This window comes from Caulobacter sp. FV2ye17ST (assembly GCF_058680955.1).
This window is the reverse complement of record NZ_CM178727.1, coordinates 3,276,825-3,289,870: the sequence shown is the minus strand read 5'-3', so window position 1 is coordinate 3,289,870 and position 13,046 is coordinate 3,276,825. Positions and strand designations below refer to the sequence as shown.

Below are 13,046 nucleotides of genomic sequence, written 5' to 3'. Positions count from 1 at the left end.
CGGGAATGGGCGGCCGGTTTGGTGATCGGTGCTATCGTCGTGAACGCGGGCGCCCAAGGGCGGCGCTAGTGGCCCTTGCGGTCGCTCAACTTGCCGAAGGTCCGGTCAAGGGCGGAGGCCATTTTTTCCAGGGCGCCCGAGGTTGCGCGCTCGATCGAATTGGCCTGCTCGCTTACCGACAGGGGATTGAGGCCGGCCGGGCGGGCTTCGACGACACAGCGTTTGTCATCCGCGCCGGTCTTGGCGCCGTCTTCGTCGTCGAGGTGCAACTCGACCCGGGTGAGTCGATCCTTGAACCGCGACAGGCGATCACGAACCTCACCTTCAAGATGCAGGTTCAGGGCCTCGCGGCCTTCGATATTGTTGGCGGTGTTGATCTGAACGTCCACGCAAGTCTCCTGATATTGGGGCGGGTAATGGCGAGGGATGCCCTCGCTGGACGTCATCGCCCCTTGCGCGAGCGTTCCAGAACAGGCCGCTGGCCCTCGGCGCCAAACGCCCCTGAAGGCGCGATGGTGGTGTCGGGCGTGGAGGTCATGCCCTCATTGGCGGTTTGGCCTGGCCCCGGATGCGACGCGGTGGGCGCGGCGGACTTTATCGCCATGGCGCGTTGGGCTTCCGCTTCCTGGGCCGCCGGGGGTGTGGTCTTGGACTCGGACATTGCGCGTCTCTCTTTTCCGGGGGCGTATTCGCCTTATCCCCTTCAAAACCAACGCCCCGGCCGGGGAGGCGTTGCATCACGCCCGTGGCATGTCGACCGCGCCTAGGCGATCAGGTCCGGATCGTTCCGCTTCAGCCAGGCGGCGGCGTAGGAGCATAGCGGGGTGATCCGCATGCCCTCGGCGCGCGCCGTGCTGGCGACCTGCTGCATCAGCCGCCCCGCCGCGCCCTTGCCGCGCAGGGCGGGATCGGCCTCGACATGCGGGATCACCAGGCGATGGCCGCTGCGCTGATAGTCGGCGAAGGCCAGCAGGCCGTCGACCTCGAGCTCATAGCGGCTCAGTTCGGGATTGTGTCGGAAGGTGTCGGTCATAAGGCTCTCAACGCGGCTCGCCGTAAGAGGATGCTAGACCAGCTCGATGGCCATCGCCGTGGCCTCGCCGCCGCCGATGCACAGCGACGCCACGCCCTTCTTGCCGCCGCTGGCCTGCAGGGCCGCGATCAGGGTGCACAGGATGCGCGCGCCCGACGCGCCGATGGGGTGGCCCAGGGCGCAGGCGCCGCCGTTGACGTTCAGCTTGTCGGGAGAGAAGCCCAGCTCCTGCTGGGCGATCATCGCGACTACGGCGAAGGCCTCGTTGACCTCCCACAGATCGACATCGGAAACCTCCCAGCCGGCCTTCTTCAGCGCCTTGCGCATGGCGGGGACCGGGGCGGTGGTGAACAGGCCGGGCTCGTGGGCGTGGGCGGCGTGGGCCGCGACGCGGGCGACGATCGGCAGACCAAGGCGCCGGGCGACGCTTTCCCGGGTCATCACCAGGGCGGCGGCGCCGTCGCTGATCGAGCTGGAGTTGGCCGCCGTGATGCCGCCGTCGCGGCTGAAGGCCGGGCGCAGGGTCGGGATCTTGGCGGGATCGGCCTTCAGCGGCTGCTCGTCCTGCTCGACGATTTCGGCTCCCTTGCGGGTGGTGACGGTGACCGGGGTGATCTCGGCCTTGAAGGCGCCGGTCTGAATGGCCGCCTTGGCCTTCATCAGGCCCCGGGTGGCGTAGTCGTCCATGGCCTCGCGGCTGAACTGGTAGGTCGCGGCCGAATCCTCGGCGAAGGCGCCCATCAGCTTGCCGGGGGTGTAGGCGTCTTCCAGGCCGTCGAGATACATCGAGTCCCACATCTGGTCGTGGCCGATGCGGGCGCCCGCGCGGTGCTTGCTCAGCAGATAGGGCGCGCCGGTCATGCTCTCCATGCCGCCGGCCACGATGACGTCGACGCTGCCGGCGGCCAGGGCGTCATGGGCCATGATCGCCGCCTGCATGCCGCTGCCGCACATCTTGTTGACCGTGGTGGCCTCGACCGACAGCGGCAGGCCCGCGCCCACCGCCGCCTGACGCGCCGGGGCCTGGCCCAGGCCGGCCGGCAGCACGCAACCCATGATGATCTGCTCGACCAGATCGCCCGCGACGCCGGCCCGCGCGATCGCCGCCTTCACCGCCGTCGCGCCCAGCTCCGTCGCCTTGACCCCGCCCAGCGCGCCCTGAAAGCCGCCCATCGGGGTGCGGGCGAAGGAAACGATGACGACGGGATCGGCTGCGGTGGACATGGAGGGTCTCCGGACTTCGAAAATTCGGGGCGAAATAGACCTCGCCGACGCCGCTTAGGGCAAGCGGTTTGCGCAAAGGGGAGGCGATCGCGACCATGCAAGGATCGGCCATCGCCTCCCGAGGTGCAACCGAGAGAGTCAGTTGTAATTAAAAACTAATACCGTTCATCCTCAAACGCAACGCTCTCTTGCATTCCCCGGCGGAACACCGCACCTTTGAATCATGGGCCGCACCGCCGACTATACGAATGAACGCTGCAGCATCGCCGCCACCCTCGAGGTCGTGGGCGATCCGTGGACCTTGCTGATCCTCCGCGACGCCTTCGCTGGCGTGAAGCGCTTCGAGCAATGGCAGGAACGCCTCGGCGTCGCCCGCAATGTGCTGGCCTCGCGGCTCAAGACCCTGGTCGCGCATGGCGTGATGGAGGCCCAGCGCTATTCGGAGCGTCCGCCGCGCCAGGAATATGTGCTGACCGCCAAGGGGCTGGACCTCAGCCCGGTGCTGCTGACCATGGCCGAATGGGGCGATCAGCACGTCTATGGCCTGGGAAAGGGTCCGGTGCATTTCGTGCACAAGACCTGTGGCCACGACTTCCACCCGCGCCTGGCCTGCGAGGCGTGCGGCGAGGTGATCGACCGCCGCGACCTGCGCAGGGTGGTCCACGAGACCTCGCGAACCGTGGGCGAAGCCCTCGAAGCGGTGAAGGTCGCCGCCGAATAGGCCGCTGACGCCAGAAATCAAGCTTACCGAATATTTAGGGCTTGCCCTGCACCGTGCGTTGAGGCCCGGGGGCAGGCATAGATGGCGATCATCAAGACAATCGCGCGGATCTTCGCGATCCGACAAGATCGTCCGGAACTTCTGGTCGCTCAGGCGACGGCGTTCTCACGCCAGGTGCCGATGATGTACCTGGTGGTTCTGGTCAATGCGATCGCGCTTGCCGCAACCCACTTCCACGCCGCGCCGCCTGTCCTGACGATCGGCGGTCCCGCGGTCCTGATCCTGGTCAGCGGCTGGCGGATGCTGCACTGGTGGCGGGTGCGCATGAGCGGCATGGACGCGGCGCGGGCGGCGAAGATGCTGGGCGGGACCGTGGCGGCCTCGGCCTTGCTGGCCATCGCCTTCACCGGCTGGTCGCTGTCGCTCTACCCCTATGGCGACGCCTATCAGCAGAGCCATGTGGCCTTCTACATGGCCATCACGGTGATCGCCTGCATCTTCTGCCTGATGCACCTGCGGGCGGCGGCCCTGACGGTCACCCTCTGCGTGCTGGGTCCCATGACCCTGTTCTTCGGCCTGACCGGCAATCCGGTGTTCGAGGCCATCTCGATCAATGTGGTGCTGGTCGCCGCCGTGATGATCGTGATCCTGCTGATCCACTATCGGGAATTCTCCGACCTGGTGGAATCGCGCACCGCCCTGATCGAAAAGGCCGCCCAGGCCCAGCTGCTGAGCGACGAGAACGACCGCCTGGCCAATCTGGACAGCCTGACCGGCCTGCCCAATCGCCGCCGCTTCTTCACAGAGCTGGAAGCGCATGTGGCCCGCGCCCGGCGCCATGACCGCAGCCTGATGGTCGGGGTCATCGATCTGGACGGCTTCAAGCTTATCAACGACGCCTTTGGCCACGCCACGGGCGACCGCCTGCTGACCGAAGTGGGCCGCCGTCTACAGGCCTTCGGGTCGCCGCCGCTGTTCGCGGCCCGTCTGGGGGGCGACGAATTCGGGGTGATCATCGACGCTCATCTGTCGCCGACGGCTATCAAGGCCCTGGGCCGCGACCTCTGCGAGCTGCTGCGCACGCCCTATCGCCTGCCCGGCGTCACCGCCCAGATCGGCGGCTCCATCGGCTTTTGCCCGTTCCCGGGCGGCGCCCAGACCGGCGATCAGCTGTTCGAACGCGCCGACTACGCTCTCTATCACGCCAAGCAGAACCTCAAGGGCTCGGCCGTGGTGTTCAACGAGCGCCACGAGGCCGACATCCGCGAACTGGGCCAGGTCGAGCAGGCCCTGCGCCGCGCCGACCTGGAGGCGGAGATGCACATCCACTTCCAGCCCATCGTCGACACCAGCGCCAAGCGCACCATCGCCTTCGAGGCCCTGGCCCGCTGGTCCAGCCCCGAGCTGGGCGAGGTGCCGCCGACCGTGTTCATCAACGCCGCCGAGCGTTCGGGCCAGATCGTCGAGATCACCCGCGTGCTGGTCGCCAAGGCCCTGAGCGCGGTGCGCAGCTGGCCGATGGACATGCGCGTCTCGATCAACCTGTCGGCCCGTGACATCGCCTCGATGGAGACCGTCAGCCGCATCGTCGACATCGTGCTGGATAGCCAGATCGCGCCGCACCGCATCGATTTCGAGATCACCGAGACGGCCATTGTCTGCGACTTCGACCAGGCCCGCGCCGCCCTGATGACCTTCCATGGCCTGGGTGTTCGCACGGCGCTGGACGATTTCGGCACCGGCCATTCCAGCCTCAGCCATGTGCGCCTGCTGCCGCTGGACAAGCTGAAGATCGACGCCAGCTTCATCGCCGACATCGACCATCACGCGGCCAGCGAGGACATCGTCAAGACCGTCCTGCAGCTTTGCCGCAATCTGCGGATCGACTGCACGGTCGAGGGCGTCGAGACCCAGGAACAGCTGGATAAGGTGGTGTCGCTGGGCGGTGTGGTCATGCAGGGCTATCACTTCGCCCGGCCGATGCCGGCCGCCAGCGTCGCGACCTATCTGGCCGAAGAGGCCGCCATCGCCATCGCCCGCAACGGCCTGCGGCCCAGCGCGGCCCAGCGCGCCGCGCGCATCTGGTTCGACGAGGACGGCCTGCAGGGCCTGGGCTAGTCAGCCGTCCCGCTTCGTCCAACTCACGCTTTCGCGAAAAAGGGGGAAGAGGCGCGCTCCGGGTTTGGGGGGAGGAGCGCGCCTCTTCGGGTTCGTCGTCATCGGGGGGGGTGATGCGACGAACCGCGCCCCGGCCGTCGCCGGGGTGGGGTAAGGCCCGTCAGGCGGCGGGAGCGCCGCCGCCGAGGACCTTGTAGAGGGTGACGAGGTTGGTCGCCCGGACCAGCCGCGCCGCGATCAGGCCCTGTTGGGCGCTGTACAGGGTGCGCTGGGCGTCCAGCAGCGTCAGGTTGCTGTCGATGCCGGCGTCCTTGCGGGACTTGGCCAGGCGCTGGCTGTCGGCCGCGGCCGACACCAGACGTTCCTGGGCCGAGACGCGGTCGGCCACCGTGTCGCGCACGGCCAGGGCGTCGGCCACCTCGCGGAAAGCCGTCTGCACGGTCTTCTCGTAGGTCGCCACGGCGATGCCCTGGCTGGCCTTGGCGCTGTCCAGCCCGGCCCGGTTGGCGCCGCCGGCGAAGATCGGCAGGCTGATGCTGGGCGCGAAGCTCCAGGCGCCCGAGCCGCTCGTGAACAGGTCGCCCAGCTCGCCGCTGGCGCCGCCCGCCGATCCGGTCAGGGCGATGCGCGGGAAGAACGCCGCGCGGGCCGCGCCGATATTGGCGCTGGCAGCGGCCAGCTGGTGCTCGGCGGCCAGCACGTCGGGGCGACGGGTCAACACGTCCGAAACCACGCCGGCCGGCAGGTCGGGCATGATCTGGGCCGTCACCAGGCCGCCGGCCGGCAGCAGGTCGGCCGGGACATCCGCCCCGACCACCAGGCGCAGGGCATTCCGGTCCTGGGCCACCTGGGCGACATAGGCGGCGACATCGGCCCGGGCCTGCTCGGCCAGGGTCTGGGCCTGACGCAGGTCCAGCGTCGAGGCCGCGCCGGCGTCGACCCGGCTCTGGGTCAGTTTCAGCGACTCGTCGCGGGCCGCCAGGGTGTCGCGGGCCAGGGCCAGCAGGTCCTCGTCGGCCGCCAGGGTCAGCCAGCTTCCGGCCACTTCCGAGATCAGGCTGATCTGGGCGGTGCGGCTGTTCTCGCGAACGGCCAGCCAGTTCTCGAGGGCCGCCTGGTTGAGGCTGCGGACGCGGCCAAACAGGTCCAGCTCATAGCCGGTGAAGCCGACACTGGCGCTGTACTGCTCGGTCTCGACGGCCGAACCGGTCTGGCTGAGCGAGGCCGGCGTGCGCGACTTGCTGCCCGAGAGACCGGCGTTGATCCCCGGCAGCAGGGCGGCGCGTTGCACGCCGTACTGGGCGCGGGCCTTCTCGATATTGAGCAGGGCCACGCGCAGGTCGCGGTTCTCAGTCAGGGCCAGTTCGATGACGGCCGCCAGGCGCGGGTCCTCGAACACTTCGCGCCAACCCAGGTCGGCGGCGGACGCCGTCTGGGCCGGTTGCGGGGTCGGCCAGCTCTGGGCGACCGGCAGGGTCGGGCGCTCATGCGGCGGGGCGAGGGTGCAGGCGGTCAGCGAGGTGGCCGCCAGCAGGGTCAGGGTAAGGTTGCGGATCAGCATTCTAGTGGCCCTCGGCCGGGATCACGGGGGTTTCATCCACCCGCTTGTGCTTGGGTTTGAAGACCTTCTCGACGACCACGAAGAACAGCGGGACGAAGAAGATCGCCAGCAGGGTCGCCGAGATCATGCCGCCGATCACGCCGGTGCCGATGGCGTGCTGGCTGCCCGAGCCGGCCCCGTTGGAGATCGCCAGCGGCAGGACGCCGAAGATGAAGGCCAGCGAGGTCATGATGATCGGCCGCAGACGGATGCGGACGGCCTCAAGGGTGGCTTCGATCAGGTCCATGCCCTTCTCGTGCAGGTCCTTGGCGAACTCGACGATGAGGATGGCGTTCTTGGCGGCCAGGCCCATGGTCGTCAGCAGCCCGACCTGGAAATAGACGTCGTTGCTGAGGCCGCGCAGGGTGGTGGCCAGCAGGGCGCCGACCACGCCCAGCGGGATGACCATGATCACCGACAGCGGGATCGACCAGCTCTCGTAAAGCGCCGCCAGCAGCAGGAACACCACCAGGATCGAGATGGCGTACAGGGCGGGGGCCTGGTTGCCGGACTCGCGTTCCTGGGCCGAAAGGCCGGTCCACTCATAGCCGATGCCCGGGGGCAGCTTGGCGGCGATCTCTTCCATGGCGGCCATGGCCGCGCCCGAGCTCTGACCCGGGGCGGGGGTGCCCTGGATGTTGACCGACGAGAGGCCGTTATAGCGCTCCAGACGCGGCGAGCCGTAGGTCCAGGCCGTGGTGGCGAAGGCCGAGAACGGCACCATGGTTCCGCTGCTGTTGCGCACGTACCAGCGGTTCAGGTCCTCTGGCGTCATGCGGAACGGCGCATCGGCCTGGACATAGACCTTCTTGATCCGGCCACGGTCGATGAAGTCGTTGACGTAGGAACCGCCCAGGGCCGTGCTCAGCGCCGCATTGATGTCGGCGGTGGTCAGGCCCATGGCGCCGGCCTTGGCCTGGTCGACGTCGATCCGCAGTTGCGGGGTGTCGTCCTGGCCGTTGGGGCGAACGCCGGCCAGGACCGGGTTCTGGGCCGCCATGCCCAGCATCATGTTGCGGGCGTTGATCAGGGCCTCATGGCCCACGCCGCCGGTGTCCTGCAGCTGGAAGTCGAAGCCCGAGGCGTTGCCCAGCTCCTGCACCGCGGGCGGCACGATCGGGAAGACCATGGCGTCGCGGATCTGGGAGAAGGCTCCGAAGGCGCGACCGGCGACGGCCGGCGCCTTCAGATCGGCGCTCTTGCGCTCTTCGAACGGCTTGAGGCTGATGAAGGCCAGGCCGGCGTTCTGGCCGGCGCCGGCGAAGCTGAAGCCCGAGACGGTGAAGACCGACTTGACGGCCTTGTCGGCCAGGAAGTGGTTTTCCACCTGCTTGAGCACGCCCTGGGTCCGGCTGTCGGTCGCGCCGGCCGGCAGCTGCACCAGGGTATAGATGGTGCCCTGGTCTTCTTCCGGCAGGAACGAGGTCGGCATGCGGATGAACAGGAAGGCCATGACGACGATGATCGCGCCATAGACCACCATCCAGCGGGCGCTCTTGCCCAGGATGCCGCGCACTGAGCCCTGATAGCGGCCCGACAGGTCGTTGAAGCTGCGGTTGAACCAGCCGAAGAAGCCCTTGTCAGAGATCGTGTGACCCTTGGCGACAGGCTTGAGCAGGGTGGCGGTCAGGGCGGGCGTCAAGATCAGGGCCACGACGACCGACAGCAGCATGGCCGAGACGATGGTGATCGAGAACTGGCGATAGATCACGCCCTGCGAACCGCCGAAGAAGGCCATGGGCACGAAGACGGCCGACAGCACCAGCGCGATGCCGATCAGGGCGCCGCTGATTTCCTTCATCGACTTGCGGGTGGCCTCGACGGGCGACAGCCCTTCTTCGCTCATCACCCGTTCGACGTTCTCGACCACGACGATGGCGTCATCGACCAGCAGGCCGATGGCCAGCACCACGCCGAACATGGTCAGGGTGTTGATCGAATAGCCGAAGACCGCGAGGATTCCGAAGGTGCCCAGCAGAACGACCGGGACGGCGATGGTCGGGATCAGGGTGGCGCGCCAGTTCTGCAGGAACAGGAACATGACGATGAAGACCAGGATGATGGCTTCGATCAGGGTCTTGACCACCTCGTGGATCGATTGCTCCACGAAGGGGGTGGAGTCGTACGGGACCACATATTCATAGCCGGCCGGGAAGCTCTTGGAGAGCTCGGTCATGCGGGCCTTGACCGCTTCGGCGGTGTCCAGCGCATTGCCGCCGGGGGCCAGCTTGACGGCCAGGCCGGCCGCAGGCGCGCCGTTGAAGTGGGCGTTGAAGACATAGCTTTCCGCGCCCAGCTCGACGCGGGCCACGTCGCGCAGGTGCACGATCGCGCCGCCTTGCGTGTTGCGGATGATGATCGCGCCGAACTGCTCGGGGGTCTGCAGGCGCGACTGGGCCGAGATGGTGGCGTTCAGGGCCACGCCCGGCGCGGCGGGCGTGCCGCCCAGCTGGCCGGCCGAGACCTGGGCGTTCTGGGCCCGGATGGCGGCGGTGACGTCGCTGGGGGTCAGCGAGAAGCTGGCCAGCTTGTCCGGGTCCAGCCAGATGCGCATGGCGTATTGCGCGCCAAACAGCTGGACGTCGCCCACGCCGTCGACGCGGCTCAGCGGATCCTGGATGTTGGCGGCGATATAGTCGGCCAGGTCGACATTGGTGGTGCCCGGCGCCTTGGAATAGAGGCCGACCACCATCAGGAAGTTACGGGTCGACTTGACCACGCTGAGGCCCTGTTGCTGGACCTCCTGCGGCAGCAGGGCGGTGGCCGTCTGCAGCTTGTTCTGGACCTGGACCTGGGCGATGTCGACGTCGGTGCCGGCCTTGAAGGTCAGGGTGGTGGTGGCCGAACCCGAGCTGTCACTGGTCGAGGACATGTATTCCAGGCCGTCCAGGCCCTTCATCTTCTGTTCGATGACCTGGGTGACGCTGTCCTCGACGGTCTTGGCCGAAGCGCCGGGATAGTTGGCGGTGACCGAGACCTGGGGCAGGGCGATGTCGGGATACTGGGCGATCGGCAGCGTGCGGATGGCCAGTATGCCAGCCAGCATGATGACGATGGCGATGACCCACGCGAAGATGGGCCTGTCGATAAAGAAGCGGGAGAGCATGACAGCCGGGCCTTAGCGTTGGGCGGTGATGACGGCGGCCTTCACGGGCGCGCCGGGACGGACCTTTTGCAGGCCCTCTACGATGACCTGGTCGCCGGGCTTCAGGCCGCTGGTCACCAGCCACTTGTCGCCGACCGTCTGGCGGACGGTGATCGGACGCGGCTCAGCCAGGCTCTTGGCGCCCACGACCATCACGGTCGCATTGCCCTTCGGGTCACGGCTGACGGCCGGTTGCGGGATCAGCATGCCGTTCTGGGCCGTGGCCGTGCCGAGCACCGCGCGCACATACATGCCCGGCAGCAGCACGCCGTTGGGATTGTTGAAGGTGGCGCGCAGGCCGATGGAGCCGGTGGTCGGGTCGACCGTCACATCCGAGAATTCCAGCTTGCCGGGCGACGGGTAGGTGGAGCCGTCCTCCAGCTTCAGGGTCACCTGGGCCGAGCCCGAGCGACCCATGCCGCCGGTGGCCAGGTCCTTCTGCAGCTTCAGCAGCTCGGCCGAGGACTGGGTCAGGTCGACATAGACGCGGCTGGTGTCCTGGACCGTGGCCAGGGCGGCGGCCTGGCTGGCGGTGACCAGGGCGCCGGGGGTCACCGAGCTCTTGCCGATGCGGCCCGAGATCGGCGACAGCACCTTGGTGTAGCCCAGATTGATGCGGGCGGCGTCGACGGCGGCCTTCTGGGCGGCGACATTGGCGGCCGCCTGCTGGCTGGCGGCCTGGGCGTCGTCATTGTCCTGGCGGCTGACGGCGCCGGTGGTGACCAGGGCGCCGAAGCGATCGGCTTTCAGCTTGGCGGCGGTATAGGCCGCCTGCGCCTGGGCCAGGCCGGCGGCGGCGCTGTTATAGGCGGCCTGATAGGTGGCGGGATCGATCTGGTACAACGGCTGGCCGGCGCGGACATAGCCGCCTTCCTGGAAGAGGCGCGCCTTGACGATGCCGCTGACCTGCGGGCGCACCTCACTGATCAGATAGGCCGATGTGCGGCCCGACAGCTCGGTGCTCAGGTTGACCGGCTCGGTCCGGACGACGACCACGCCCACATCGGACGGGCCGCCGGCGCCCATGCCAGCGGCTCCGCCTTGCCCTTGTCCGCAGGCGGCGAGGGTCAGTGAGATGGCGGCGAGCGCGACGGCCGTCGCCGTCGAACGTTGGAATTGCATGTTAGACCCCGGTTTTTCGCGGAAAAGGGCCGCCGCCGGACCATTGCCCTTGACGCAGACCTTATGATGAACAATTTGAGAATGAACGTTCATTCTCAATCGAGGCTGGACATAGGTGCGGCGCTGTCGCTAGTCAACTCCAACAGCGTCGCTTTTCGCCTGACCTAACGGAAATGTAATGCGCAACGAGATTTTCAATGGTTGATGACGCCCAGTCGGCGCGGCCGACCGTAGAGTCGCGTCGTCAGCAGATTCTTGACGCCGCCTGCGACCAAGTGAGGCAGTCTGGCTTCCACGGCGCCAGCATGGCCGACATCGCCAAGGCCGCCGGTCTGAGCGTCGGCCAGATCTATCGCTACTTCGAGAACAAGGAGGCGATCATCGCCGCCATCGTCGCCCAGGATCTGGCCGAGATGCGCGAGAAGTTCGCTGAACTGGAGCGTGAGCCGGGCACGCTGCTGGACGCGCTGGAGCAGCACCTGCCCGACGGCGTCGACAAGTGCTTCGACCTGAAGCGTGGCGCGCTGGTGCTGGAAGTGCTGGCCGAGGCCGCGCGCAATCCCAAGGTGGCGATGATCGTTCGCGCCGCCGACGAGCAGGAGCGCGCCCTGGCGAGGGCGATGATGGAGCGCAGCCGAAAGCCTGAATGGAGCGATGCCGAGTTCAACGCCCGCTGCGAGGCGGTCGGCCTGATCTTTGACGGTCTGGTGATGCGGGCCGTGAACCACCCCGACCTGGACCGCACGGCCCTGACCGAGGTCCTGCGCACGACCATGCGCCACCTTTTGAGCTAGGCGGCGAGCTTGCTGGCGTCCTCGGCGTCGGGCGCGCGCATCGCGAAAATCTCCTGAGGGCGGCCGACGATCGCGGGTGACCACAGCAACACAATGTCGCGGGGGCTGATGACCGGCCGTAGTCTGACTAGCCCTTGTGCCCCGCGCCCGTCCGATAGCGATGGATTGATCTGGTTACCGCGCCCCGCGACGATCTGACGCGTCAGATATTCTGTATTTCGAAAATAAAGACCAAATTTTCCTGGCGATTACTCAAATTCTTCAGGTTGTAATTTCGAATCCGGCAGAATTTTTTGGCCCCGAAACCCATATTGTGGCCGTTAACCATCCAGATTCATTCGGAATAAATTGCATGGGCAGAAAGTGCAGGGAGGCAAAAGCCTGCCGGCAGTCAAAATGACGTCGGAAATCCTCGAATAGGAAAACACTCGTTATGGCGCTGAACAGCATCAACACGAACAGCGGCGCAATGATCGCGCTGCAAAACCTGAACTCCACCAATTCGGAACTGGCGACCGTTCAGCAGCGCATCAACACCGGCAAGAAGGTGGGCAGCGCCAAGGACAATGGCGCGATCTGGGCGACCGCCAAGAACCAGTCTTCGATGGCGTCGTCGATGAACTCGGTGAAGGACTCGCTGCAACGCGGTCAGTCGACCATCGACGTGGCCCTGGCTGCCGGTGACACCATCACCGACCTGCTCGGCAAGATGAAGGAAAAGACCCTCGCGGCCTCCGACACCTCGCTGAATACCGCCAGCTTCAATGCCCTCAAGGCTGACTTCGAATCCCTGCGCGATCAGGTGACCAAGGCCGCCACGAACGCCAAGTTCAATGGCGTCAGCATCGCTGACGGCACGACGGCGTCGCTGACCTTCCTGGCCAACCAGGACGGCTCGGGCTTCACTGTCGCCGCCAAGACCCTGACCCTGGCCGGCATCGGCCTGTCGACCACTTCGACCTTTACCGACGCCGCCACCGCCAAGACCATGATCACCACGGTGACCACGGCCCTGGGCACCGCGACCAACAAGCTGGCCTCGCTGGGCACCAGCTCGACCGGCCTGGACACCCACCTGACCTTCGTCGGCAAGCTGCAAGACGCCCTCGACGCCGGCGTGGGCAACCTGGTTGACGCCGACCTGGCCAAGGAAAGCGCCAAGCTGCAGTCGCTGCAAACCAAGCAACAGCTGGGTGTGCAGGCGCTGTCGATCGCCAACCAGTCCTCGTCTTCGATCCTCAGCCTGTTCCGCTAGGTCCAGGCTTTACGGAATACGGAAAGGGCGGGTC

At 67.0% G+C, this 13,046-nt stretch carries 11 protein-coding genes; 4 read left to right on the top strand and 7 right to left on the bottom strand.

Annotated elements, in window-relative coordinates:
* Positions 1 to 65: 65 nt before the first annotated feature.
* The 4 genes from ACW17V_RS15660 to ACW17V_RS15645 form a co-directional block, all read right to left on the bottom strand.
* The gene (locus tag ACW17V_RS15660; protein ID WP_492105982.1) at positions 66 to 389 is read right to left on the bottom strand and encodes an HPF/RaiA family ribosome-associated protein; all 324 of its coding nucleotides are present in this window, start codon (positions 387 to 389) and stop codon (positions 66 to 68) included.
* A 53-nt stretch (positions 390 to 442) separates the two neighbouring features.
* On the bottom strand, positions 443 to 661 hold the full coding sequence (locus ACW17V_RS15655; RefSeq protein WP_492105981.1) for a hypothetical protein: 219 nt from the start codon (positions 659 to 661) through the stop codon (positions 443 to 445).
* A gap of 102 nt (positions 662 to 763) precedes the next feature.
* Positions 764 to 1,033 carry a GNAT family N-acetyltransferase gene (locus ACW17V_RS15650; RefSeq protein ID WP_492105980.1) on the bottom strand — a complete coding sequence of 90 codons (270 nt, stop codon included), beginning with the start codon at positions 1,031 to 1,033 and terminating at the stop codon, positions 764 to 766.
* A gap of 33 nt (positions 1,034 to 1,066) precedes the next feature.
* Positions 1,067 to 2,257 carry an acetyl-CoA C-acyltransferase gene (locus ACW17V_RS15645; protein WP_492105979.1) on the bottom strand — a complete coding sequence of 397 codons (1,191 nt, stop codon included), beginning with the start codon at positions 2,255 to 2,257 and terminating at the stop codon, positions 1,067 to 1,069.
* Between the two features lie 223 nt (positions 2,258 to 2,480).
* On the opposite strand from ACW17V_RS15645, the gene ACW17V_RS15640 reads away from it, so the two are divergent.
* Together ACW17V_RS15640 and ACW17V_RS15635 are read left to right on the top strand one after the other, a co-directional pair.
* Complete coding sequence (locus ACW17V_RS15640; protein WP_492105978.1) at positions 2,481 to 2,978, top strand: winged helix-turn-helix transcriptional regulator; 498 nt, start codon at positions 2,481 to 2,483, stop codon at positions 2,976 to 2,978.
* Between the two features lie 81 nt (positions 2,979 to 3,059).
* On the top strand, positions 3,060 to 5,096 hold the full coding sequence (locus ACW17V_RS15635) for a putative bifunctional diguanylate cyclase/phosphodiesterase (RefSeq protein ID WP_492105977.1): 2,037 nt from the start codon (positions 3,060 to 3,062) through the stop codon (positions 5,094 to 5,096).
* 160 nt (positions 5,097 to 5,256) lie between these two features.
* Here ACW17V_RS15635 and ACW17V_RS15630 read toward each other — a convergent pair whose 3' ends face one another.
* From ACW17V_RS15630 to ACW17V_RS15620, 3 genes are read right to left on the bottom strand one after another with little or no spacing between them, the layout of a single operon-like run.
* The gene (locus ACW17V_RS15630) at positions 5,257 to 6,657 is read right to left on the bottom strand and encodes an efflux transporter outer membrane subunit (RefSeq protein ID WP_492105976.1); all 1,401 of its coding nucleotides are present in this window, start codon (positions 6,655 to 6,657) and stop codon (positions 5,257 to 5,259) included.
* A 1-nt stretch (position 6,658) separates the two neighbouring features.
* Entirely contained in the window at positions 6,659 to 9,802 is a 3,144-nt protein-coding gene (locus ACW17V_RS15625; RefSeq protein ID WP_492105975.1) for an efflux RND transporter permease subunit, read from the bottom strand.
* A gap of 12 nt (positions 9,803 to 9,814) precedes the next feature.
* Positions 9,815 to 10,963, bottom strand: a complete 1,149-nt coding sequence (locus ACW17V_RS15620) for an efflux RND transporter periplasmic adaptor subunit (protein ID WP_492105974.1) — start codon at positions 10,961 to 10,963, stop codon at positions 9,815 to 9,817.
* A 197-nt stretch (positions 10,964 to 11,160) separates the two neighbouring features.
* On the opposite strand from ACW17V_RS15620, the gene ACW17V_RS15615 reads away from it, so the two are divergent.
* The gene (locus ACW17V_RS15615; RefSeq protein WP_492105973.1) at positions 11,161 to 11,757 is read left to right on the top strand and encodes a TetR/AcrR family transcriptional regulator; all 597 of its coding nucleotides are present in this window, start codon (positions 11,161 to 11,163) and stop codon (positions 11,755 to 11,757) included.
* Between the two features lie 433 nt (positions 11,758 to 12,190).
* Entirely contained in the window at positions 12,191 to 13,012 is an 822-nt protein-coding gene (locus ACW17V_RS15610; RefSeq protein WP_492105972.1) for a flagellin, read from the top strand.
* The last annotated feature ends 34 nt before the right edge of the window (positions 13,013 to 13,046 follow it).

Excerpts from the sequence above, each read along its gene's own strand:
- ACW17V_RS15655 (WP_492105981.1), bottom strand. The coding sequence starts at position 661 with ATGTCCGAGTCCAAGACCACACCCCCGGCGGCCCAGGAAGCGGAAGCC.
- ACW17V_RS15650 (WP_492105980.1), bottom strand. The coding sequence starts at position 1,033 with ATGACCGACACCTTCCGACACAATCCCGAACTGAGCCGCTATGAGCTC.
- ACW17V_RS15645 (WP_492105979.1), bottom strand. The coding sequence starts at position 2,257 with ATGTCCACCGCAGCCGATCCCGTCGTCATCGTTTCCTTCGCCCGCACC.
- ACW17V_RS15640 (WP_492105978.1), top strand. The coding sequence starts at position 2,481 with ATGGGCCGCACCGCCGACTATACGAATGAACGCTGCAGCATCGCCGCC.
- ACW17V_RS15635 (WP_492105977.1), top strand. The coding sequence starts at position 3,060 with ATGGCGATCATCAAGACAATCGCGCGGATCTTCGCGATCCGACAAGAT.
- ACW17V_RS15630 (WP_492105976.1), bottom strand. The coding sequence starts at position 6,657 with ATGCTGATCCGCAACCTTACCCTGACCCTGCTGGCGGCCACCTCGCTG.
- ACW17V_RS15625 (WP_492105975.1), bottom strand. The coding sequence starts at position 9,802 with ATGCTCTCCCGCTTCTTTATCGACAGGCCCATCTTCGCGTGGGTCATC.
- ACW17V_RS15620 (WP_492105974.1), bottom strand. The coding sequence starts at position 10,963 with ATGCAATTCCAACGTTCGACGGCGACGGCCGTCGCGCTCGCCGCCATC.
- ACW17V_RS15615 (WP_492105973.1), top strand. The coding sequence starts at position 11,161 with ATGGTTGATGACGCCCAGTCGGCGCGGCCGACCGTAGAGTCGCGTCGT.
- ACW17V_RS15610 (WP_492105972.1), top strand. The coding sequence starts at position 12,191 with ATGGCGCTGAACAGCATCAACACGAACAGCGGCGCAATGATCGCGCTG.